This is a genomic window from Streptomyces sp. NPDC055287 (assembly GCF_053646035.1).
Genome location: NZ_JBSHNE010000033.1, coordinates 1 through 22,000, shown reverse-complemented (window position 1 = coordinate 22,000; position 22,000 = coordinate 1). Strand labels below are relative to the sequence as shown.

Below are 22,000 nucleotides of genomic sequence, written 5' to 3'. Positions count from 1 at the left end.
GGCGGCCGTACGCTCGTACTCATGACGACTGACCCCGCGACCCCCGCCTTCCTCAGGAAGATCCAGACCCTCGACGCACTCGACGAGGAGCAGGCCCAGGAGGTCCTGGCGCTGCTCGACGAGGCCGCCCGCACGGACGGCATGCAGGCCGTCTCCGAGCAGGGTCGGCTGCAGCTGCGCGGCGGACACCGGGAAGGCATCCGGCACTTCCTGCTGTACGTCGGCGAAGGGCCCCTCCTCGGTTACGCGCAGCTGGAGGACACCGACCCCGTCGAGGCACCGGCCGCCGAGCTGGTCGTACACCCCTCGCACCGCGGCCAGGGCCACGGCCGCACGCTCGGCATGACCGTGCTGGACGCGTCGGGGAAGCGCCTGCGGGTCTGGGCGCACGGCGGCAAGTCGGCCGCGCGCCATCTCGCGCAGGTTCTCGGTCTCACGCTGTTCCGCGAACTGCGCCAGATGCGCCGTCCGTTGAGTCCGCTGGACATCCCCGAGCCGGTGTACCCGGCCGGCGTGAGCGTGCGCACCTTCGTACCGGGTCAGGACGACGCCGCCTGGCTGGCCGTCAACGCGTCCGCTTTCGCGCACCACCCCGAGCAGGGCGGCATGACGCAGCGCGACCTGGACGACCGCAAGGCCGAACCGTGGTTCGACCCCAAGGGCTTCTTCCTGGCCGAGCGTGACGGCGAACTCATCGGCTTCCACTGGACGAAGGTGCACGCCGAGGAGCAGCTCGGCGAGGTGTACGTCGTCGGCATCCGCCCCGACGCGCAGGGCGGCGGCCTCGGCAAGGCCCTCACATCGACGGGCCTGCGGCACCTGGCGGCGCAGGGGGCGCCGACGGCGATGCTGTACGTCGACGCGGACAACACGGCGGCGGTGACGGTGTACGAGCGGCTCGGCTTCAGCACGCACGAGACCGACCTGATGTACCGCACGGAGTCGTAGCGGGATCCCTGGCCAACAGGGCAGGGGGCGGCGTCTGTTGACACCGCCCCCTTCTTTGCACCACTCTTCCACTACTTAATTAGTGAAAGGGGGTGCAAGCCCACGTGGTCGAATTCCGCATCGACCGGCGCACCGGCGTCGCCACCTACCTCCAGATCGTGCAGCAGACCAAACACGCCCTGCGCCTGGGCCTCCTGGAGCCCGGCGACAAGCTCCCGACCGCCCGCGAGGTCGTCGAAGCGACAGCGATCAACCCGAACACCGTGCTCAAGGCCTACCGCGAACTGGAGCGCGAAGGACTCGTCGAGGCGCGGCGCGGGCTCGGCACGTTCGTCACCCGCTCCCTCGGCGGCGGCCAGGCCGCGACGGACACTCCGCTGCGTGCCGAACTCGCCGCCTGGGTCGCTCGGGCCCGCGCGGCCGGACTGGAGAAGGACGACATGACCGCGCTCTTCACCTCCGTACTGGAAACCATGGAAAACCTGGGGGACGACGCATGACACCGGCGATCGAGGCGGCCGGCCTCGGCAAGACCTACGGCAGGCGGCGCGGCGGCTGGGCCCTGCGTGAGTGTTCCTTCCGGGTGCCCACCGGACGTATCTGCGCGCTCGTCGGCCCGAACGGCGCCGGCAAGTCGACGCTGCTGGCCCTCGCGTCCGGCCTCCTGCGCCCCACCGAGGGCACGGTCCGGGTCCTCGGCGCCACCCCGGCGGAGGCCCGCTCCCGCATCGCCTACGTCGCCCAGGACAAGCCGCTGCTCCCGCAGCTGACCGTCCGGGACACCCTGCGCACGGGGCTCGAACTCAACCCGGGGCAGTGGGACGCGGCGACTGCCGAGCGGATCGTACGGGAGGGGAATCTGGACGCGGACACCCTGGTGCGCACCCTCTCCGGCGGCCAGCGCACCCGCCTCGCGCTCGCCCTCGCCTTCGGCAAGCGGCCGGAACTGATGCTGCTGGACGAGCCGATGGCCGACCTGGACCCGCTCGCCCGCCACCAGCTGATGGGCGCGCTCATGGCCGAGTCCGCCGAGCACGGCACGACCATCGTGATGTCCTCGCACGTCCTGGCCGAACTGGAGGGCTCCTGCGACTACTTGCTGCTCGTCGACGGCGGCCGCGTCCGGCTCGGCGGTGAGACGGACGACATCCTCGCCGCCCACACCCTGCTCACGGGCCCCGTACGGGATCTGGCCCCCCACACGGTCGTCGAATCCCGCACGACCGGCCGTCAGCTCACCGCGCTCGTACGGCGCGAGGGCCCGGTCCGCGAGGACTGGCAGGCCACGGAACCGTCCCTGGAGGAACTGTTGCTCGCCCACCTCCGCTCCCCCGGAGCGCCCGCCCTGCTCACCCCCAGCGCGGCAGGAGCGGCCGAATGAGCGCGCTCGCCCTGCGCGGCCCGGCCTGGGTCACGGTCCGCCGGCACCGCCGCCCGCTGTGGGTGGCCCTCACCCTGCTCGTCCTGTCCGCCGGGACGGTCGTCGGGCTGCGCGTCTGGGCGGCGTCGGAGAAGCCGGAGTGCGCGGACGCCGGCATCACCGCCTGCGGCGACCACTACTTCCAGTACGACGAAGCCCGCAGCGCCGGCAAGTGGGCCCTGGAGTACGGCGCGACGGGCATGTTCGTGATCGCGCTGCTCGTCGCGGCGTTCGTGGCGGGCCCGATGGTCGCGCGCGACCTGGAGAGCGGCACGTACAAGATGCTGTGGACCCAGTCCATGACGCCCCGCAGCTGGCTGACGGCCAAGATCGCGGTGCCCGCCGTCGTGGTGACGGTCGGCGTGACTGTTCTGGCCGGGGCCTACCGCTGGACCTGGGCGTACCTGGCCGAGGGCGAGGGCGGCTTCTCGACCCTCACCTGGTACGACCCCCTCACGTACGGGTCGATCGGCCCGGTCGCCGTCGCGTACGCCCTCCTCGCGGTGGCCGTCGGGGCGCTCGCCGGGCTGCTGGTACGCCGTACCGTCGTCGCCATGGCCGTCGCCACGCTCACCACGGGGACGATCTGGCTGATCATCGCCGCGTTCCTGCGGCCCTTTCTGTGGCCCATGCGGACCGCGACCGGTGACACGGCCAAGGAGGCCATGGTCACAACCTGGAGGATCGAGGACGGCATGCTGACCGCGTCCGGCGAGCGGCTCGGCTGGGAACCCTGCTTCGGCCGGCCCGAGTTGAGCCCGCCGCAGTGCATGGCCGACCGGGGCGGCGTAACGGATTTCGCCGACTTCCACCCGGCCTCGCATTTCTGGCCGCTCCAGCTCGTGGAAACCGGCATCGTGCTGGGCGTCGCCGCCCTCGCGACCGTCGCCGCCTTCTCCGTCCTGCGTCGCCGGCACGCCTGACCGGCTCGCCGGCAGCGATCGTCCGGGGTCCCGGGAACACCCCCGGGACCCCGCCCCCGCAGCCTGCACGTCATGTCTCCGTTACCGCACATTCAGACACGCTTGCGACGCTCTCGGAATGCAGCCCGCTGTGCCACCCTCCCCGAACGGGAGAGCCTCCCGCACATCACCCCTTCTCGGCGCGCCGGGCACCCCCCACGCGCGGAACAATGGGGTCATGAGCCAGCAGCCGAGCGCCGATGTCCCTGTCCAGCATGCTCAGCCGTCCGTCGGTTCCATCGCCGCGCACCGGCCACACACCCTCGCGGGGTCGCCGGTGACCAATCTGGATCCCGACATCGACGCGGATCTGGACGCGTACGCCGAGTACGGGGAAGGCACCGCGGCCGACACCGAGCTGCCGCAGGGCCGGTTCCTCGACCGCGAGCGCAGCTGGCTGGCCTTCAACGAGCGCGTGCTCGAACTCGCCGAGGACCCGGCCACGCCCCTGCTCGAACGAGCGAACTTCCTCGCGATCTTCGCCTCGAACCTGGACGAGTTCTTCATGGTCCGGGTGGCCGGCCTGAAGCGCCGTATCGCGACCGGTGTCGCCACCCGGTCCGCGTCCGGTCTCCAGCCTCGCGAGGTCCTGGAGCTCATCTGGACCCGCTCGCGCGAGCTCATGGCCCGGCACGCCGCCTGCTACCAGCAGGACATCGCCCCGGCCCTCGCCGACGAGGGCGTCCACCTCATCCGCTGGCCCGAACTGACCGAGAAGGAGCAGGCGCGCCTCTTCACGCTCTTCCGCCAGCAGATCTTCCCGGTGCTCACACCGCTGGCCGTGGACCCCGCGCACCCCTTCCCGTACATCTCGGGGCTCTCCCTGAACCTCGCGGTCGTCGTGCGCAACCCGGTCAGCGGCCACCGTCACTTCGCGCGCGTCAAGGTACCGCCGCTGCTGTCCCGCTTCCTGGAGGCGTCGCCGCAGCGGTACGTGCCCCTCGAGGACGTCATCGCGGCGCACCTCGAAGAGCTCTTCCCCGGGATGGAGGTGCTCGCGCACCACATGTTCCGGGTGACCAGGAACGAGGACCTGGAAGTCGAGGAGGACGACACCGAGAACCTCCTCCAGGCCCTGGAGAAGGAGCTCATGCGGCGCCGCTTCGGGCCGCCGGTGCGCCTGGAGGTCGAGGAGTCCATCGACCCGTACGTCCTGGACCTGCTCGTCCGCGAGCTGAAGATGTCCGACGCCGAGGTGTACCCGCTGCCCGGCCCGCTCGACCTGACCGGACTGTTCGGGATCGCGGCTCTGGACCGGCCGGAGCTGAAGTTCCCGAAGTACATCGCGGGCACCCACCGGGACCTCGCCGAGGTCGAGTCGGCGTCCGCGCCGGACGTCTTCGCCGCCCTGCGCGAGCGCGATGTGCTGCTGCACCACCCGTACGACTCCTTCTCGACCTCCGTGCAGGCGTTCCTGGAGCAGGCAGCGGCGGACCCGGACGTCCTGGCGATCAAGCAGACGCTGTACCGGACGTCGGGCGACTCCCCGATAGTGGACGCGCTGATCGACGCCGCCGAGTCCGGCAAGCAGGTCCTCGTCCTCGTCGAGATCAAGGCCCGCTTCGACGAGCAGGCCAACATCAAGTGGGCGCGCAAGCTGGAGGAGTCCGGCTGCCACGTCGTGTACGGCCTGGTGGGCCTGAAGACCCACTGCAAGCTCTCCCTGGTGGTCCGCCAGGAGGGCGACCTGCTGCGCCGCTACTCGCACGTCGGTACGGGCAACTACCACCCCAAGACGGCCCGCCTCTACGAGGACCTGGGGCTGCTGACCGCCGACCCGCAGGTCGGCGCGGACCTCTCCGACCTGTTCAACCGGCTGTCCGGCTACTCGCGCCGCGAGACGTACCGCCGGCTGCTCGTCGCGCCCAAGTCGCTGCGGGACGGCCTGGTCGCCCGCATCAACAAGGAGACCGCGCACCACCAGGCGGGCCGTCCGGCGTACGTCCGGATCAAGGTCAACTCGATGGTCGACGAAGCGATCATCGACGCCTGCTACCGGGCGGCGAAGGCGGGCGTGCCGGTCGACATCTGGGTGCGCGGCATCTGTGCGATACGACCCGGGGTCGCCGGCCTCTCGGAGAACGTCCGGGTCCGCTCGATACTCGGCCGCTTCCTCGAACACTCACGGATCTTCGCCTTCGGCAACGGCGGCGAGCCCGAGGTCTGGTTCGGCAGCGCCGACATGATGCACCGCAACCTCGACCGCCGCATAGAGGCCCTCGTGCGGGTCACCGACCCGGCCCACCGCGCGTCGCTGAGCCGACTGCTGGAGACCGGGATGTCCGACTCGACGTCCTCCTGGCACCTCGGCCCCGACGGCAACTGGACGCGGCACGCGGCGGACGCCGACGGGCAGCCGCTGCGGCATGTACAGGAGATGCTCATTGACGCCCGGAGGCGCCGGCGTGCGACACCATGACACCGCATCCCGACCCCGCCCGAGGGCCGGCACCGGCCCGGTCCTCCCACCGCCGGAGGACGACGGCCTGCCCCGGGCGGGCACCGAGCCCCCTCCGGGCCTCCACCCGGAAATCCTCTCCCGGGAGCTGCTGGCGTCGTACCTGCACACCCAGGCCGGCGACTTCCTGCGCAGCCTGCGGCTGCACCGCGAGAGTGGCCAGGACCCCCAGAGGGCAGCGGACGCGGTCGAGGCGGCGCGCGCCCTGCGTGGCTCGGCCCGCCGGATCAGCGGGACGCTGCACACGTTCCGGCCGCTCACCGAAACGGGCTGGGCGGACACCCTCCGCGCCGAGCTGGCGTGGCTCTCGGGCACCCTGGCCCGCGAGCACGCCTACGCGGGCCGCCTGAACCGGCTGCTGGAGGCCCTGAACCGGCTCTCGGGGACGGGCGGCGGCGCGGGTCCGGCACCGGTGCCCCCGGCGCGCGGCGGCGGCTCGGAGGCCGGGAGTTCGCTGACCGTCGGCGCCGCCCGGGCCGGGGCGCTCTTGGAGCGGCAGCTGACGCTGGCCAGGACGCGGGCGCACTCGGCGATGCTCCAGGCGCTGGGTTCCTCGCGGTTCCACGCCGTCGCCGACGCCGTGGCCTTACTGGCCTCGGACGTTCCGCTCGGACCCGCCGCCGCAGCGCCCGCCGCCGAGGTGCTCGCGCCGCTGGCCACGGGCGCCGAGCAGCGGCTCAGGGAAGCGGTGGCCGCACTGCCGCTGGGTCGCGCCGCGCACCCGTACAACGCGGAGGGACTCGTCCACGGCCTCGCCGCGGCGCCCAGCAGCGAGGCGCAGGACGCCCCCTGGCACCACGTACGCCTCCTCCTGCGCCTGCACCGCTACGCGCAGGAGGTCGTCACGGGCCCCGTCGGCCCACTCCCCACGGCGCAGGCCCTGGACCGCCACCGGGACGCGGCGGAGGCGGCCACCGCGGCGGCGTCGGCGGCCCGTACCCCGCGCATCGCCCCGGCGACGGCGTACGCCCTCGGCGTCCTCCACGCCGACCAGCGCCACGAGGTCGAAGCGGCCCGCTTCGCCTTCCAGCAGGCCTGGCAGCCGGCCCCGGCCACCGCGTCATGACCTCCGACGCCCCGGCCACGGTCCTCGCCGCCGGCTGCGTGCTGTGGCGCCGGTCGCGGCTCGACGGCGGCCTCGAGATCTGCCTCGTGCACCGCCCGAAGTACGACGACTGGTCGCACCCCAAGGGCAAGCTCAAGCGCGGCGAGGACCCTCTGACGGGCGCGCTGCGGGAGGTCCTGGAGGAGACGGGCCACCGCTGCGTACCCGGCGCCGCCCTGCCCACGCTGCGGTACGTCGCGCACGGCCGCCCGAAGCGCGTGTCGTACTGGGCGGCGGAGGCGACGGACGGCGCGTTCACCCCGGGCGACGAGGTCGACCGGATCGAATGGCTGCCCCCGGAAACGGCCCGTGCGCGCCTGACCTACCCGCACGACCGCCCACTGATCGACCAGCTGCTGTCGGTCGTCCCGGCCTGATCGGACGCGGGCCTCGCCTCGCGTGGGCACGGCCACGGGACAGCGCCCTGACCGCACTCCGCGCAATACCACGATCACGCAGAGTGTGCACACTCCTAGTTTCGGTCACCGGCAGCACGGGGAGCATCCCCCGGCCACCGCCTCCTCGCCGCCACCCCGCACCTCTCCCCCCATCACCCCCACCACCCGCCGCGCGGCCGTGGCGCCCCCGCACACCACACCGTTCGGCACGGTTCACCTTCCGTTCACTCTCCCCCGTCGACGGCTTCACCTGTTCTGCCTAATTTCGGACGTACGCAGTGCGAGGCGCTTCGCCAGATGGCCGCCCCACTGTGCAGCTGGGACCCGAGAACGACTACCTCTTCGCACGCCGCCACCACCCAGGCACGGCGGCTCCTGGAAGGAACACCCGAAAGTGAAGCTTCAGAGCAAGAACCGGCTTCGCGCCACCGCGCTCGGCGCCCTCGCCGTCTCCGGCGCCCTGGTCCTCACGGCGTGCGGCTCGGACGACAACAGCGGCTCCACCGGTGGCTCCGGTGAGACCAAGGCCGCCAGCAACGTCAAGTGCGACGACGCCAAGGGCCAGCTCCTCGCGGCCGGCTCGACCGCCCAGAAGAACGCCATGGACCTCTGGGTCAAGAACTTCCAGGCCGCCTGTGAAGGCGTCGAGATCAACTACCAGGCCATCGGCTCCGGCGGCGGCATCACCAAGTTCAACCAGGGCCAGGTCGCCTTCGCCGGCTCCGACTCGGCGCTCAAGCCCGAGGAGGTCACCGAGTCGAAGAAGATCTGCAAGGGCGGCCAGGGGATCAACCTCCCGATGGTCGGCGGACCGGTCGCCATCGGATACAACCTGGAGGGCGTCGACGACCTCGTCCTCGACTCCTCGACGCTCGCGAAGATCTTCGACGCGAAGATCACCAAGTGGAACGACCCCGCGATCGCCAAGCTCAACCCGGACGCCAAGCTCCCGTCCACCACCATCCAGGCCTTCCACCGCTCGGACGAGTCCGGTACGACCCAGAACCTGGGCAAGTACCTCAACACGGCCGCCCCGAAGGACTGGAAGTACGACCCGAAGTCGAAGTCGTGGCCGGCCAAGGGCGGCCAGGCCGCCAACGGCTCCTCCGGTGTCGTTTCCAACGTCAAGGACACGGACGGTGCGATCGGCTACTTCGAGCTGTCGTACGCGACCGCCAACAAGCTGAACACCGTCAAGATCGACACCGGCGCCTCCGCCCCGGTCGAGGCCACCACGGAGAACGCCTCCAAGGCCATCGCCGCCGCCAAGATCTCCGGCACCGGCAAGGACCTGGCCCTTTCCCTCGACTACGCCACCAAGGCCGAGGGCGCCTACCCGATCGTTCTGGTGACGTACGAGATCGCCTGCGACAAGGGCAACAAGGCAGAGACCCTGCCCGCCCTCAAGTCCTTCCTGAACTACGCCGTGAGCGAGGAGGGCCAGAAGGTCCTGGCCGACGCCGACTACGCGCCGCTGCCGGCCGAGATCGCGGCCAAGGTCCGCGAGATCGTCCCCACCCTTTCCTGACCCGGCCGCGGCCGGCCCCGCCACCCGGGGCCGGCCGCGCCTTCCGGTGCACCGCCGCCAGGAGCCCTCACCGGCTCCGCAGACCGGAGAAAACCGATGGATATAGCGACCCAGACAAACTCATCCTCCCCACCACCGCCCGGACACGAGGACACCCTCGCGTCCCAGGGCAGCAGCCATGCCGGTGACCGGGTCTTCCTCGCCCTGTCCCGGGGGTCCGGAATCACGCTCCTGGTGATCATGGCCGCCATCGCGGCCTTCCTCACCTACCGCGCCGGCCTCGCCGTCTCGAAGGACGACGCCAACTTCCTCACGACGTCCGAGTGGAACCCGGCCGGCGACCCGCCGGTCTTCGGCATCGCCGTCCTCCTCTTCGGCACGATCGTCAGCTCGATCATCGCCATGGCCATCGCCGTGCCGGTCGCCATCGGCATCGCGCTGTTCATCTCGCACTACGCGCCGCGCAAGCTGGCCACGCCGCTCGCGTACGTCGTCGACCTCCTGGCCGCGGTGCCGAGCATCATCTACGGCCTCTGGGGCGCCGTCTTCCTGGTCCCGTACCTGGACGGCCTCAACAAGTGGCTCGACGAGTACCTCGGCTGGACGTACATCTTCGACAAGACGAGCGACGGCGTCGCCCGCAACCTCTTCACCGTCGGCATCCTGCTGGCGATCATGATTCTGCCGATCGTCACCAACGTCACGCGAGAGGTCTTCCTCCAGTCGCCGAAGATGCACGAGGAAGCCGCCCTGGCCCTCGGTGCCACGCGCTGGGAAGTCATGCGGATGTCCGTTCTCCCCTTCGGCCGCTCGGGCATCATCAGCGCCTCGATGCTGGGCCTGGGCCGCGCCCTCGGCGAGACGATGGCCGTCGCCGTCGTGCTCTCCCCGAGCTTCATCATTTCCGGCCGGCTGCTCGACCCGGGCGGCGGCACCTTCGCGCAGAACATCGCCGCGAAGTTCAACGAGGCGGACGAGTTCGGCCGCGACGCCCTGATCGCCTCCGGTCTCGTGCTCTTCGTCATCACGCTGCTGGTCAACGGCGCGGCCCGCTGGATCATCGGCCGCCGCAAGGAGTACTCGGGGGCCAACGCATGAACCAGACAAGCCAGGTAATGGACAAGCCCCCGGTCTCCCCCGCCCCGCACGCGTCGCTCGCCCACGCCCGCCTTCCCCGCTGGGCCCCCGCCGCCATCGCGGCCGGGTCCGTCGCGGCTGGCATCGGCATCGGCCTCGGCGCCGGCTGGCACAGCCGGGTGCAGTGGGGCATGATCGCCGCCCTGATCTTCGTACTGGCCACCTTCGCCGTCACCAGCAAGGTGGAGGGCAGCCGCCAGGGCAAGGACCGTGTCGCGACCAGCATCGTCTGGGTCTGCTTCATCCTCGCCCTCATCCCGCTGCTCTCGCTGGCCTGGGTGACGATCAGCAAGGGCATCAAGGTCCTCGACGGGTACTTCCTCAGCCACTCGATGAGCGGCCTGCTCGACACCGACGAGGGCGGCGGCATCTACCACGCCCTGCTCGGCACTCTGGAGCAGGTCGGCATCGCGACCCTGATCGCCGCCCCGATCGGACTGCTCACCGCGGTCTACCTGGTCGAGTACGGGCGCGGAAAGCTGGCGAAGACCGTCACGTTCTTCGTCGACGTCATGACGGGCATCCCGTCGATCGTCGCGGGTCTGTTCATCCTCGCCACCTGGAATCTGATGCTGGGCTTCGGGCCCTCCGGATTCGCCGGCGCGCTTGCCCTCTCGATCCTGATGATGCCGGTGGTCGTCCGCTCCACCGAGGAGATGCTCAAGCTCGTCCCGAACGAGCTGCGCGAGGCCTCTCTCGCTCTCGGCGTCCCCAAGTGGCGAACTATCCTCAAGGTGGTGCTGCCGACCGCGATCGGCGGAATCACCACCGGTGTGATGCTCGCGGTGGCCCGAATCACGGGTGAGACCGCCCCGGTTCTGTTGCTCGTCTTCGGTACGAAGCTGATCAACCCGAACCCCTTCGAAGGCGCCCAGTCCTCGCTTCCGCTCTACGTGTACGAGCAGTACATCGTCGGCACGGAAGCGTCGGTCGACCGGGCCTGGGGCGCGGCACTCGTCCTGATCGCCTTCGTCATGATCCTCAACCTGGTGGCCCGCGGCATCGCCCGCTGGAAGGCCCCGAGCACCGGCCGCTAAGGCCAGCAGAAAGCAGTGATTCAGATGGCCAAGCGAATCGACATCAGCGGCCTGTCGGCCTACTACGGCACCCACAAGGCGATCGACGACATCTCGATGACCGTCGAGCCCCGCTCCGTGACGGCCTTCATCGGCCCCTCCGGCTGCGGCAAGTCCACGTTCCTGCGCACCCTCAACCGGATGCACGAGGTCACCCCCGGCGGCCGCGTCGAGGGCAAGGTCCTCCTGGACGACGAGAACCTGTACGCCAAGGACGTCGACCCGGTCGCCGTACGCCGTACGGTCGGCATGGTCTTCCAGCGCCCGAACCCCTTCCCCACCATGTCGATCTTCGACAACGTGGCGGCGGGCCTGCGCCTCAACAACTCGTACAAGAAGAACAAGCTGGCCGAGGTCGTCGAGAAGTCCCTGCGCGGCGCCAACCTCTGGAACGAGGTCAAGGACCGCCTGAACAAGCCCGGCTCCGGCCTCTCCGGCGGCCAGCAGCAGCGCCTGTGCATCGCCCGAGCGATCGCGGTCGAGCCGCAGGTCCTGCTCATGGACGAGCCGTGCTCCGCTCTGGACCCGATCTCGACCCTCGCCATCGAGGACCTGATCGGCGAGCTGAAGGAGCGCTTCACGATCGTCATCGTGACGCACAACATGCAGCAGGCGGCGCGCGTCTCGGACCGTACGGCGTTCTTCAACCTCGCGGCGATCGGCCAGCCCGGCAAGCTCATCGAGATTGACGACACCGAGCGGATCTTCTCCAACCCGTCCGTCCAGGCCACGGAGGACTACATCTCCGGCCGCTTCGGCTAGAAGCCGGCCGCCACGCCTGTCCTGCGGTGCTGCATGGCGGTGCCACCGCAAGGCAAAGGGCCCGCCCCACTCCTCACAAGGAGCGGGGCGGGCCCATTTTCCGTACCTACCGACGGACCGCTCAGCCGAAGGCCAGCAGCACGACCCAGTAGCAGGCCGCGGCCACCAGCGCGGCGGCCGGCATGGTGATGAACCAGCCCATCACGATGTTCTTGGCAACGCCCCACCGCACGGCCCGGGAGCCCTTGGTGGAGCCGACACCCATGATCGCGGAGGTGATCACGTGCGTCGTCGAGATCGGCGCGTGGAACATGAACGAGGCCGTGTACATCACGGACGCGGCCGTGGTCTCCGCCGCGAAACCCTGCGGCGGGTCCAGCTCGATGATCCGGCGGCCGAGCGTACGCATGATCCGCCAGCCACCCGCGTACGTACCGAGCGAAAGCGTCAGCGCACAAGCGATCTTGACCCAGATCGGGATCGCGTCGCCCTGGCCCTCGACGTCGGCGATGACCAGGGCCATCACCACGATGCCCATGGTCTTCTGCGCGTCCTGCAGGCCGTGCCCGAGCGCCATACCGGCCGCGGACACGGTCTGGGCGATACGGAAACCCCGCTTCGCCTTGTGCGGGTTGGACTTCCGGAACATCCACAGGATGACGACCATCACCAGATAGCCGAGCAGCAGCCCGACGAACGGCGAGATGAACATCGGGATGACGACCTTCTCGAGCACCCCGGTCCAGATGACCTCGGTCCCGCCCGCGAGGGCCGCGCCCACCATGCCGCCGAAGAGCGCGTGCGAGGAGGACGAAGGAAGACCGAAGTACCAGGTGACGAGGTTCCAGACGATCGCGCCGACCAGGGCGGCGAAGAGGATTCCCATCCCCTTGTCGCCGTGCGGCGTCGCGATGAGCCCCTCACTGACGGTCTTGGCGACGCCGCTGCCCAGGAAGGCACCGGCGAGGTTCATCACGGCGGCCATGGCGAGGGCCGCGCGCGGGGTCAGCGCCCGCGTGGAAACCGAAGTCGCGATGGCGTTCGCGGAGTCGTGAAAGCCGTTGGTATACGTAAATCCGAGCGCGACCCCGATGGTCACGATGAGCGCAAAGGTGTCCACCGGAGGTCAGGACTCCTTGACGGCGATCGTCTCGACCGTGTTGGCGACGTGCTCGAAGGCGTCGGCCGCCTCCTCCAGCACGTCCACGATCTGCTTCAGCTTCAGCACGTCCATGGCGTCGTACTTGCCGTTGAAGAGGTGCGCGAGCAGCTTGCGGTGGATCTGGTCGGCCTGGTTCTCGAGGCGGTTGACCTCGATCCAGTACTCGGTGAGGTTCGTCATGGTCCGCAGGTGCGGCATGGCCTCGGCGGTCAGCTCGGCCGCCCGCGCCAGAACCTCGATCTGCTGCTCGACGCCCTTGGGCAGTTCCTCGATCTGGTACAGCACGACCAGGTCGACGGCCTCCTCCATGTAATCCATGATGTCGTCAAGCTGCGACGCGAGGTTGTAGATGTCCTCGCGGTCGAACGGCGTGATGAACGAGGAGTTCAGCTGGTGGAAGATCGCGTGGGTGGCGTCGTCCCCCGCGTGCTCCGCTGCCCTCATCCGCTCCGCGATCTCGACTCGGGCGGAGGAATCCGCTCCGAGCAGTTCCATCAGGAGCTTCGAGCCCGTGACGATGTTGTCCGCAGATGCGGAGAACATGTCGTAGAAGCTCGTCTCCCTGGGGGTCAGACGAAAGCGCACGTGGGGTCCTCGGGGTGCATTGGATTCGGTCAGGGTGATGCTAGGCGCATCATCCGGCCACGGCTAACCGGCGTTCTTCAGTGTCGCCCATCAGGCACAGTGCTCTGTACGGGCCCCCGAGCCCCTACCCGCAAAATTCGTTACCATATACCCACGAGGGGTATGCAGCCCCTTTCAGGACAACGGGAGGACGCGATGACGACCACCGAGGCGGCCGGCGCGACGACGAGCGAAGCGCCCTCCGGAGCCTCCGAAGCCGTGGTGACCGACCACGACCTCGGTGTGCACGGATACCACAAGCAGAAGGACGAGCACCTCAAGCGTCTGCGCCGCATCGAGGGCCAGATCCGCGGCCTGCAGCGGCTGGTCGACGAGGACGTCTACTGCATCGACATACTCACCCAGGTCTCGGCGTCGACGAAGGCCCTCCAGTCATTCGCACTGCAGCTCCTGGAGGAACACCTGCGGCACTGCGTGGCCGACGCGGCGGTCAAGGGCGGTGGAGAGATCGACGAGAAGGTCGAGGAAGCCACGAAGGCGATCGCCCGCCTGCTGCGGACGTGATCCGACCGCAGGCGAGCTGACCGCAGGTGACCTGCCCCTCGGTGACCCGGCCGTCGGCGACTCGCCCCTCGGTGACCTGCACGGACGCGACCTGGGCGCAGGTGACGGGATGTGATCGGACCGGTCCTCGCGGGCCCGGGCCGGGGACCGGCGGTTCCCGGCCGGGCGCTTCGCCGCCACGTCGCCACACCGCCTACGGGCGGCGGAACGGTCAGCCGCGCCGCTGCCGGGGCCACTCCGTGCCGTCCGCGGACGCCGCGCCCGCCGTGGCTCCCACCTTGAGCACCTCGTCGATACGGTCCGGGCTGAGCCGTTCCCCGTCGGCGGCGGACGCCGCGATCATCAACTCACCGCACAGCTCGATCTCGGCGAGGGCGACGTGGTCCTGGACGGGCGTACTACTGCCGAGCGGAGCCACGTGCATCACCTCTTTCAGCCGTCGTCGGCTTCCTAGCGTAGGCAGCACGGCACACACCGCGCATGGCACGGACGGACCATTTCCCCGCCACCCACGCCGAGGCCGACGGCCCTCGCCCTACGCCTGGATCTTCCCGGCGTAGATGTCGCGCCCGGCCGGCAGCCGGACCTCGACGGGCACCCCGAACGCGTACAGCAGCGTGGTGGAGGCGACTGCCACCGTGCGTCCCGCGTTGGCGAAGTCGAACCGGTGGCGGACCTTGCGCAGCCGCCCCTGGTCGTCGAGGTACACGTCGAACGGAACCGCGTCCTTGGCGAACCCTTTCGCCGCGGCGGCCAGCGCGCCGCGCGCATGCGGCGAGGCGACGCGCGCGGCGCGCGCGATGTCGGTGACCCCGCGATAGTGCCGGACCCCGGTCCCGGCAAGATCGACCGTCCCCACGTACGTCGCTTCCTTCGCCCCGCGCAACAACTCGGCGGCGGCCAGTGGGTCGGTTGCCCCGCCGGTGACGAGATTCCCGTCCTCCAGCGTGGTCGTGTCGATCCGCACCCACTTGTCGGCGGGCACTCCCGCGCCCCGGTTCTTCATGTACAGCGCACCGGGCGCGAGCAGCTCGGTGATGGGCCGGTGCTTGTCCGCGCCGTCGGGGTCGGGCGGCAGCAGCACCTTGAGCTGCCCCATCCGCTTCTCGAAGTCGTACGCCCCTTCGCCCCGGATCGTGACACGGGTGCCGCCGGTGGCCATGACCATGGACGTACGGGCCTTCGAACTCCCCGCAGTGACAAGCGCGTCCGCGGCTCCACGCACGGTGACGAGGGGGTCACCGCCCTGCTGGTCCTCGGCGACGGCACCGCCACCGGAACACCCGGCGGAGGCGATCAGCCCCGCCGCGACGGCCACGGCGACCGCGCCGCCCTTGACCCTGTGCTGCTGCACCACCATCGCCGCCAACCCCCAATGCCTACCACCGGTGTCCGATCCCACCCGCCCCGCCTAACGACCCCCCACCACCCCGGTCACGCCCACCGCGGACACACCGCCCGGGAGGGGGTGGTGACAGGACAGCGCGGGGGCGAGGCAGGGCCCGGGGGGCGGGGGACCGAAGGCCGGGGGAAACACGAACGCCGCGGCCCCGATCCCGGCGCGACCGGTACCCGACCGGTACCGATTCGAGTCCGGCGGCCGCTGACCGCGACTCCCAAGTCCCCCGGTACGGTGGACGGGTGCTGCAACACGCCACAACGGAAGCCACCATCCACCGCATCGGCACAACCGAACGCGGCTCCTTCTGCTTCGCCCACTGCTCCTGTGGCTGGCGCGGGCCGGCCCGCCGCTCCCGCGAAAGGGCCCGCACCGACGCGGACCTGCACGCGACGTCGGCCGACCCGCTCGCGCCGTAGGCCTGACCCGTACGCGTACACCCCACGCCCACCCGTCCCGCCGACGCACGGCACCGGCTTGCCCACCGCCGCGCGCCCACCGGTGACGCGAGCCACGCGGCGGACCGTGTGGACGCCGGCGTCCCCTCGCCTTCCGGGGGCAAGGAGCCTGCCCCCGGTTTCGAAGCCGGGCGGGGCCGGGGAAGCTTCCTGCGCCACCCTTGCCCCACCCCACGTGACCCACACTCCACGCCTCTCAGTTCCGCAGCCCGCAAAAATCCCAGCGCCGCAGGAACCCGTGCCGCCGCAAAGCCGTCTCGCCCTCCGGGAGGCAACAACATGGAACGGCGCACACTTCTCACCTCGGCCACGGCCCTCGCGGCGACTGCTGCGGCAGCCGCCTGCACAGGCACAGCCAATGGCACAGGCACAGGCAACGGCACCGGCAGGGGCCCCGGCTCGGCCACCCGTACCCCGGCCGCAGCCGCGACGCGGACACCACCCCCGTCCACCACCCCCACCTGGGCCGCCCTCGCCCGTAGCCTCGACGGCCCGCTCGTCCGCCCCGAGGACGCCGCGTACAAGACGGCCCGCCAGCTCTACAACACCCGCTTCGACAACCTGAAGCCCGCCGCGGTCGCGTACGTGGCGAACGAGGCGGACGTCAAGGAGTGCCTGGCCTTCGCCAAGGCGCACCGCACCCCCGTGGCCATCCGCAACGGCGGTCACTCCTACGCCGGCTGGTCCTCGGGCACCGGGCGCCTCGTGATCGACGTATCGAAGCTCGCCCAGGTCAAAGCGAGCGGCACCACGGCCACCATCGGCGCAGGCGCCAAGCTCATCGACGTCTACCAGGGCCTCGCCCGCCAGGGCCGCCGCACCCTCCCCGCCGGTTCCTGTCCCACTGTCGGCATCTCAGGGCTGACCCTCGGCGGCGGCCACGGCGTCGTCTCGCGCGCGTACGGCCTGACCTGCGACAGCCTGACCTCCGCCACCCTCATCACCGCCGCCGGCGAACGCCTCCACTGCTCGTCCACCGAGAACAAAGACCTCTTCTGGGCCCTGCGCGGCGCGGGAAACGGCAACTTCGGCGTAGTGACCGACCTGACGTTCCGCACCCACCCGGCGCCGGCGGCCGTCACCGCGTACATGTCCTGGCCGTGGTCGAAGGCCCAGGCCGTCATCACCGCCTGGCAGGAGTGGGGTCCGTCCCAGCCCGACGAGATCTGGTCGTCCGCGCACCTCAACGCCGGGCCGGGCGGCTCGACGCCCAACGTCTCGGTCTCCGCCTTCTCGCTGGGCACGTACGGAGACCTCCAGAACGCCGTCGACCGCCTCGCCGACAAGATCGGCGCCCCGGCCCGCTCCGTCTCGCTGCGCCGCCGCAGCTACCAGGAGTCGATGCTCGTGTACGCCGGCTGCTCCGGATTCAGCGACGCCCAGTGCCACCTGCCGGGCACCACCCCCGGCCGCACCCCCCAGGGAGCCCTCGGCCGTGAGACGTACGCGGCCCGCAGCGACTTCTTCGACCGCTCCCTCTCGCCTTCGGGCGTACGCGAGCTGCTCGCCCGGACCGAGGCGTTCACCCGCATCCCCGTCTCCCAGGGCGGTGGTGGCGGCAGCATCGCGCTGACCGCGCTCGGCGGCGCGGTGAACCGCGTGGACCCGCTCGCGACAGCGTTCGTGCACCGCCGGCAGCGGATGCTCGCCCAGTACATCGGCGCCTGGCGCGCGGGCACCACCGGCACCGCCCAGCAGGCGTGGCTGAAAAACGCCCACGGGGCGATGCGCCGGTACGCCTCCGGGGCGGCGTACCAGAACTACACGGACTCGACCCTGACGGACTGGCGGAAGGCGTACTACGGCCCGGCAGCCGACCGGCTGACGAAGCTGAAGAAGCGTTACGACCCCGACAGGCTCTTCGACTTCCCGCAGGCTCTCTGAACCAGCGAGCGCGATGACCCGTCAGGCGGCGAGGTCGTTGCGCTCGCTGTCTCCGGTCCGCTGCGCCGGGACCACCGCCGGCCCACCGTCGCCGGGGCCGAAGCCCGGTCCGGCCCCGGCACCCGCGCCTCCGAACTCCGCGGAGCCCTTGGCCCGTACGAGCCAGCCGACCTTCGGCGAGCGCGAGATCGCCGCAGTGAGCGGCGTCAGCAGCGCCATCGCGACCGGCGCGAGCAGCAGCGCCACGGCCGTGCCGAGGGCGAATCCGCCGATGACGTCGGTCGGGTAGTGCACGCCCATGTAGACGCGGCAGAAGCCCTCCAGGACAGCGAGACCGATCGCGGCGAGCCCGAACTTCCGGTTGGCGACGAAGACTCCCACGCCGATGGCCATCGCGAGCGTCGCGTGGTCGCTGACGAACGAGTAGTCCGTCTTGCCTGCGATCAGGACTTCGAGCCCCTTGTGGTCCTTGAAGGGTCTCGGCCGCTCCACGAACCCGCGGATCGGAATATTGATCAGCAGTGCGATCCCGGCCGCCAGCGGCGCCCAGACGAGCCCGGCCACCGAGGTGACCGCGTCCTCGCGCCGGCGCACACTCCACCAGCACCAGAGCGCCACCAAAACCATGCCGAGCATGATCCCGTACTCACCGACGAACTCCATGACCCGGTCGAACCAGCCGGGCGCATCCGCCGCCAGTCCGTTGATGTCGTAGAGCAGACTGACGTCGGGGTTCGCCCCATCCAGTGCGAGTCCAGCCATCTGCCGCGGCCCCTTGCCTTGTTGCCTGCTGCGCGGTACGCGTGTCTGCGTGCCGCTCCTGCGAACCCCCGTGGTTCGTGCGATGCCAAGCGATGCCGTGCCCTGCCGTGCCGTGCCCTGCCGTGCTCCGGCCGGTACTGCGCGGACAGTGCGCGGGGACAGTGCTGCGGGGGCAGCGCCGCGTGGTCAGCGCGACTGTCCCACTTCCCCAGTCCAGGGAACGCCTGTGCGGCCCCCACCGTTCCACTCTCCACCGAATGATCACGATCACGTTATCGAAGAGAGATGCGTCGTCGCAGCTCAGAGAGTGGCGATAACAGAGAGTTCAAGCCACGTCACACGCCGCCGCGACCCTCCGGCAGGTCCGTGGGAAGCGCTTTCGCGCCATCCTCGGTCACCCGGGTCGCACCAAAGTAATCCGGCGTATCGATCTTGTCGAAGCGAATCACGGCCCCGGTGTACGGAGCGTTGATCATGTACCCGCCGCCGACGTACAACCCGACGTGCCGGATCGCGCGGGAATTGGTGAGGTCGTCCGAGAAGAACACCAGGTCCCCGGGCAGCAGCTCGTCCCTCGAAGGGTGCGGCCCCGCGTTGTACTGGTCATTGGCCACGCGCGGCAGCTCGATCCCGACGGTCCGGTACGCGGCCTGCGTCAGCCCCGAGCAGTCGAAACGCCCGCCCTGCTCCGGCGTACCGTTGCCGCCCCACAGGTACTTGGTCCCGAGCTTCTTCTGCGCGAAGTAGATGGCCCCGGCGGCCTGCCGCGAGGGCTCGACCCGGCCTACGGGGCGCGCGAAACTCTGCTCCAGGCTGGTGATGATCTTCACGTAGTTCTGCGTCTCGCGATACGGCGGGACACCGCCGTACTTGATGACGGCGTACGCGCCCGCGTTGTACGCGGCGAGCATGTTCCTGGTCTGATCCCCCGGCACCTTCTTGACGTATCCGGCCAATTCACAGTCGTACGTCGCGGCTGACGGAATCGCGTCGGCGGGGTCCCAGATGTCCCGGTCGCCGTCGTTGTCCCCGTCGATCCCGTGGGACGCCCAGGTGCCGGGGATGAACTGCGCGATTCCGCGCGCGTTGGCCGGGCTCTGCGCCTGCGGATTCCAGCCGCTCTCCTGGTACAACTGGGCGGCGAGCAGAGCGGGGTTGATGGCCGGGCAGAGGTTGCCCCACTTCTGCACGAGCGGCTGGTAGAGCGCGGGCACAGCCCCCTTGGCCAGCCCGACCGCCCGCACGCCGCCCGCACCACCGGCCAGCCCAGCGGCTGCGGAGAAGGTACCGACGACGAGCAGCGCGACGAAGCTCAGGCAGAGCCCGATCCCGATCCCACTGGCCACCCAGACTTTGCGCACCCCTCAACCCTCCCCCATCCGGGACAGGTTCACAGCAGTTTTCGCGCGCGCGTCCGATGCGACGTCGAACACGTCCGAAACACCGTGCCGCCAGGGGGGCACGGGGGCACGGGGAGCGCCCGATCACGGGCGCACTTGATCACGGGGCCGCTCGATGCGCCGGAGCGCGTCGCATCACACGGCGGCCGTACTGAAGGGGCGCGTCGAATCACAGGGCGCGCAGGGCGGCCCAGGTCTGCGGCCCGACGATCCCGTCGACGCGAAGGCCGTTCACATCCTGGAAGTGGACGACCCAGCTCTCCGTACGGGCGCCGAAGATGCCGTCAACGGTGAGCGACTGCGCGCCGGCCCAGTAGTTGATGAGGCACTGCACCTCCCTCACGGCGGCGCCGGAGTGGCCACGCCTGGTGGTGACGCTGCCGCCGTAGTAACCGCAGTGGGCGGGCGCGGCGAGCTGGGAGACGGGCACGGGGGCGGCGGCCGGAGCGGCGGGCGCGGCGGCGGCGGGCAGTACGGACATGGCGAGCGCGCAGAGTGCGGCGGCGGAGGCGGAAGCGAGGGCGACACGGCGGCGTACGAGCATGGGGAGTCTCCTACCGGGACGGAAGTACCGGAGAGGTTCGTGTCCACCGAACGCCCCACCATTCGCATATGCCAGAAGAACAACCCATGTGGGTGACGGGCCGGCGCACGGCACCCCGCAGGCACTGGGGAAGCCCAGCTGCCGGAATGGGACGTCCAGCGAATCGGCGGGAGCGGGGGGCGGGGGGCGGGAGCGGGTGCTTCGGCGGTCCTGGGGCTGCGGTTGCTTCTGGGGTGGGGGCCGCCTTGGCTAAGGGTGGCGTCGGAGGCCCGGCCCTCAAGGGCGCTCCTTTGTCGCGTCGCCTGCGGCGATTGCGCTTCGCTCCACCCTTGACCGCCGAACCTCCGCCGCAATGCTTAAGGGGGGCGGCCCCGGGGGAAGCCCACGGGTCAAGCTCGGCAAGTGGCTGGTGGTGCGTTGCCGGACGGCGGGTGTGTGAGTGGGGCGCGCTCCGCTTCGGGGGCCGCTCGGGCCCCTGGCTCAGCGGGTGCGGGAACGGTCGTTGGTGCGACACCCCCATTCCTCCGCACTCGCGCACCCGGGCCGGTGGACCGACGATCGCGATGGACGACCTGCGGGCCAGTGGGTGTGCGGGTGGGGCGCGAGAGTTGAATGGGGCGACTCGGGCGAGTGTGGCGTCCACCCCCACCGGTGGCCGGCCGAACCACAAGCTGGTTGCTGGTGTGGGTGGGTGGTGAGACACCGATGCCGCACGGCGCCGTAATGGATGTCGCGTGTCCGGCCGCCGCAGGGGCCCACTCGTCGCACACGGCTCACACCAGTCACGCCACCCGGCTGTCCGCGCAGGGCCCATGCTGGCACCGTGGGTGGAAAGGCTCCCTTGATGGCAGGAAACGATACGGCTGTGGCCGGTGGGACTGGAGAGCCACTGAGGATCGCCAAGTGCCGGGTTAATCGCCTTCCGGCCTCCCGGACCCGAGCGCGGAAGCCACCGAACCGCACCAACGCGCCTCCCCCGCCAGCTTGTCGAGCACGAAGGGACCAGTGGGGCCGGTGTGGTGTCGGCAGGCATCACATGTCGGGTCCGGTTCACGCCAAGCCCAGCTGAGTGGTTGCTATGCGACTAACCCAGCACGTGATGCGGCTCGCAGCCTTCCGATGCGCCGAAAGAGGGGCAAAGTGGGCGCGCTTGTTCGTCTTCTGCCGGGTTCGTCGCATCCGCCGGGGCCGGGCACCTCCAACCACCCCACCGGCCCCACTGGCCCCACTGGCCACACCTAGACCGCTGAAAACCAACCGGTCGAGGAACCGCTCGGTCGGATCACACCGGTCCGAGCCGCCGGCAGGACCACAAAGCCCCCGGGCACCCTTCCACCCACCAAGCCCGGCCACGTGCTTGTGGCCCGACCGGCCACCGGCGGGGGCGGACGCCACACCGGCACGAGTCCCCCCATTCAACTGCCGCGCACCACCCGCATCGCCATGAG

21 protein-coding genes are annotated in these 22,000 nt (G+C 70.4%); 14 read left to right on the top strand and 7 right to left on the bottom strand.

Translation table 11 applies throughout. The features are described from left to right. Positions 1–21: 21 nt before the first annotated feature. The 11 genes from mshD to pstB all read left to right on the top strand — a co-directional run bounded on the left by mshD (position 22) and on the right by pstB (position 11,794). Complete coding sequence (gene mshD / locus ACWIHY_RS32000) at positions 22–948, top strand: mycothiol synthase (RefSeq protein WP_454379638.1); 927 nt, start codon at positions 22–24, stop codon at positions 946–948. A 104-nt stretch (positions 949–1,052) separates the two neighbouring features. Then, positions 1,053–1,448 (top strand): GntR family transcriptional regulator, encoded by a 396-nt coding sequence (locus ACWIHY_RS31995; protein WP_454379636.1) that lies wholly within the window; start codon positions 1,053–1,055, stop codon positions 1,446–1,448. Then, positions 1,445–2,329 (top strand): ABC transporter ATP-binding protein, encoded by an 885-nt coding sequence (locus ACWIHY_RS31990; RefSeq protein WP_454379634.1) that lies wholly within the window; start codon positions 1,445–1,447, stop codon positions 2,327–2,329. Before ACWIHY_RS31995 ends, ACWIHY_RS31990 begins: the two co-directional genes overlap by 4 nt. Further along, positions 2,326–3,291 (top strand): ABC transporter permease subunit, encoded by a 966-nt coding sequence (locus ACWIHY_RS31985; RefSeq protein WP_454379632.1) that lies wholly within the window; start codon positions 2,326–2,328, stop codon positions 3,289–3,291. The genes ACWIHY_RS31990 and ACWIHY_RS31985 overlap by 4 nt, the downstream gene beginning before the upstream one ends. 217 nt (positions 3,292–3,508) lie before the next feature. After that, entirely contained in the window at positions 3,509–5,749 is a 2,241-nt protein-coding gene (locus tag ACWIHY_RS31980; protein ID WP_454379630.1) for an RNA degradosome polyphosphate kinase, read from the top strand. Continuing rightward, a complete protein-coding gene (locus ACWIHY_RS31975) occupies positions 5,736–6,854 on the top strand; it encodes a CHAD domain-containing protein (protein WP_454379628.1) in 1,119 nt (372 codons plus the stop codon). The genes ACWIHY_RS31980 and ACWIHY_RS31975 overlap by 14 nt, the downstream gene beginning before the upstream one ends. Beyond that, positions 6,851–7,270, top strand: a complete 420-nt coding sequence (locus ACWIHY_RS31970) for an NUDIX hydrolase (protein WP_454379626.1) — start codon at positions 6,851–6,853, stop codon at positions 7,268–7,270. The genes ACWIHY_RS31975 and ACWIHY_RS31970 overlap by 4 nt, the downstream gene beginning before the upstream one ends. Before the next feature lie 415 nt (positions 7,271–7,685). Then, on the top strand, positions 7,686–8,819 hold the full coding sequence (pstS, locus tag ACWIHY_RS31965) for a phosphate ABC transporter substrate-binding protein PstS (RefSeq protein WP_454379625.1): 1,134 nt from the start codon (positions 7,686–7,688) through the stop codon (positions 8,817–8,819). A gap of 96 nt (positions 8,820–8,915) precedes the next feature. Then, a complete protein-coding gene (gene pstC, locus ACWIHY_RS31960) occupies positions 8,916–9,917 on the top strand; it encodes a phosphate ABC transporter permease subunit PstC (protein ID WP_454379623.1) in 1,002 nt (333 codons plus the stop codon). 17 nt (positions 9,918–9,934) lie between these two features. After that, positions 9,935–10,993, top strand: a complete 1,059-nt coding sequence (gene pstA / locus ACWIHY_RS31955) for a phosphate ABC transporter permease PstA (RefSeq protein ID WP_454379734.1) — start codon at positions 9,935–9,937, stop codon at positions 10,991–10,993. A 24-nt stretch (positions 10,994–11,017) separates the two neighbouring features. Beyond that, complete coding sequence (pstB, locus tag ACWIHY_RS31950) at positions 11,018–11,794, top strand: phosphate ABC transporter ATP-binding protein PstB (RefSeq protein WP_454379621.1); 777 nt, start codon at positions 11,018–11,020, stop codon at positions 11,792–11,794. Between the two features lie 121 nt (positions 11,795–11,915). On the opposite strand, the gene ACWIHY_RS31945 is transcribed toward pstB, so the two are convergent. Both ACWIHY_RS31945 and ACWIHY_RS31940 read right to left on the bottom strand, forming a co-directional pair. Next, positions 11,916–12,914 (bottom strand): anion permease, encoded by a 999-nt coding sequence (locus ACWIHY_RS31945; RefSeq protein WP_454379619.1) that lies wholly within the window; start codon positions 12,912–12,914, stop codon positions 11,916–11,918. A gap of 6 nt (positions 12,915–12,920) precedes the next feature. Beyond that, entirely contained in the window at positions 12,921–13,541 is a 621-nt protein-coding gene (locus tag ACWIHY_RS31940; RefSeq protein WP_028814660.1) for a DUF47 domain-containing protein, read from the bottom strand. A gap of 195 nt (positions 13,542–13,736) precedes the next feature. On the opposite strand from ACWIHY_RS31940, the gene ACWIHY_RS31935 reads away from it, so the two are divergent. Further along, positions 13,737–14,105 (top strand): metal-sensitive transcriptional regulator, encoded by a 369-nt coding sequence (locus ACWIHY_RS31935; RefSeq protein WP_454379617.1) that lies wholly within the window; start codon positions 13,737–13,739, stop codon positions 14,103–14,105. Between the two features lie 211 nt (positions 14,106–14,316). On the opposite strand, the gene ACWIHY_RS31930 is transcribed toward ACWIHY_RS31935, so the two are convergent. Further along, a complete protein-coding gene (locus tag ACWIHY_RS31930; RefSeq protein WP_454379615.1) occupies positions 14,317–14,529 on the bottom strand; it encodes a hypothetical protein in 213 nt (70 codons plus the stop codon). A gap of 111 nt (positions 14,530–14,640) precedes the next feature. Next, entirely contained in the window at positions 14,641–15,465 is an 825-nt protein-coding gene (locus tag ACWIHY_RS31925; protein WP_454379613.1) for a hypothetical protein, read from the bottom strand. Between the two features lie 281 nt (positions 15,466–15,746). On the opposite strand from ACWIHY_RS31925, the gene ACWIHY_RS31920 reads away from it, so the two are divergent. Then, a complete protein-coding gene (locus tag ACWIHY_RS31920; protein WP_454379611.1) occupies positions 15,747–15,923 on the top strand; it encodes a hypothetical protein in 177 nt (58 codons plus the stop codon). A 318-nt stretch (positions 15,924–16,241) separates the two neighbouring features. Beyond that, complete coding sequence (locus tag ACWIHY_RS31915) at positions 16,242–17,846, top strand: FAD-binding oxidoreductase (RefSeq protein ID WP_454379609.1); 1,605 nt, start codon at positions 16,242–16,244, stop codon at positions 17,844–17,846. A 21-nt stretch (positions 17,847–17,867) separates the two neighbouring features. On the opposite strand, the gene ACWIHY_RS31910 is transcribed toward ACWIHY_RS31915, so the two are convergent. From ACWIHY_RS31910 to ACWIHY_RS31900, 3 genes are all read right to left on the bottom strand, one after another. Then, on the bottom strand, positions 17,868–18,608 hold the full coding sequence (locus tag ACWIHY_RS31910; RefSeq protein WP_454379607.1) for a phosphatase PAP2 family protein: 741 nt from the start codon (positions 18,606–18,608) through the stop codon (positions 17,868–17,870). Between the two features lie 335 nt (positions 18,609–18,943). Beyond that, positions 18,944–19,954 carry a C40 family peptidase gene (locus ACWIHY_RS31905; protein ID WP_454379732.1) on the bottom strand — a complete coding sequence of 337 codons (1,011 nt, stop codon included), beginning with the start codon at positions 19,952–19,954 and terminating at the stop codon, positions 18,944–18,946. Positions 19,955–20,177: 223 nt separating this feature from the next. Continuing rightward, positions 20,178–20,552 (bottom strand): peptidoglycan-binding domain-containing protein, encoded by a 375-nt coding sequence (locus ACWIHY_RS31900; protein WP_454379605.1) that lies wholly within the window; start codon positions 20,550–20,552, stop codon positions 20,178–20,180. Positions 20,553–22,000: the final 1,448 nt, after the last annotated feature.

What these genes read in the sequence shown, in the direction of transcription:
- ACWIHY_RS31915 (WP_454379609.1), top strand. Translation starts at nt 16,242, where the DNA reads ATGGAACGGCGCACACTTCTCACCTCGGCCACGGCCCTCGCGGCGACT.
- ACWIHY_RS31990 (WP_454379634.1), top strand. Translation starts at nt 1,445, where the DNA reads ATGACACCGGCGATCGAGGCGGCCGGCCTCGGCAAGACCTACGGCAGG.
- ACWIHY_RS31910 (WP_454379607.1), bottom strand. Translation starts at nt 18,608, where the DNA reads ATGGCTGGACTCGCACTGGATGGGGCGAACCCCGACGTCAGTCTGCTC.
- pstB (WP_454379621.1), top strand. Translation starts at nt 11,018, where the DNA reads ATGGCCAAGCGAATCGACATCAGCGGCCTGTCGGCCTACTACGGCACC.
- mshD (WP_454379638.1), top strand. Translation starts at nt 22, where the DNA reads ATGACGACTGACCCCGCGACCCCCGCCTTCCTCAGGAAGATCCAGACC.
- ACWIHY_RS31985 (WP_454379632.1), top strand. Translation starts at nt 2,326, where the DNA reads ATGAGCGCGCTCGCCCTGCGCGGCCCGGCCTGGGTCACGGTCCGCCGG.
- ACWIHY_RS31900 (WP_454379605.1), bottom strand. Translation starts at nt 20,552, where the DNA reads ATGCTCGTACGCCGCCGTGTCGCCCTCGCTTCCGCCTCCGCCGCCGCA.
- pstA (WP_454379734.1), top strand. Translation starts at nt 9,935, where the DNA reads ATGGACAAGCCCCCGGTCTCCCCCGCCCCGCACGCGTCGCTCGCCCAC.
- ACWIHY_RS31925 (WP_454379613.1), bottom strand. Translation starts at nt 15,465, where the DNA reads ATGGTGGTGCAGCAGCACAGGGTCAAGGGCGGCGCGGTCGCCGTGGCC.
- ACWIHY_RS31970 (WP_454379626.1), top strand. Translation starts at nt 6,851, where the DNA reads ATGACCTCCGACGCCCCGGCCACGGTCCTCGCCGCCGGCTGCGTGCTG.
- ACWIHY_RS31935 (WP_454379617.1), top strand. Translation starts at nt 13,737, where the DNA reads ATGACGACCACCGAGGCGGCCGGCGCGACGACGAGCGAAGCGCCCTCC.
- ACWIHY_RS31930 (WP_454379615.1), bottom strand. Translation starts at nt 14,529, where the DNA reads ATGCACGTGGCTCCGCTCGGCAGTAGTACGCCCGTCCAGGACCACGTC.
- ACWIHY_RS31980 (WP_454379630.1), top strand. Translation starts at nt 3,509, where the DNA reads ATGAGCCAGCAGCCGAGCGCCGATGTCCCTGTCCAGCATGCTCAGCCG.
- pstC (WP_454379623.1), top strand. Translation starts at nt 8,916, where the DNA reads ATGGATATAGCGACCCAGACAAACTCATCCTCCCCACCACCGCCCGGA.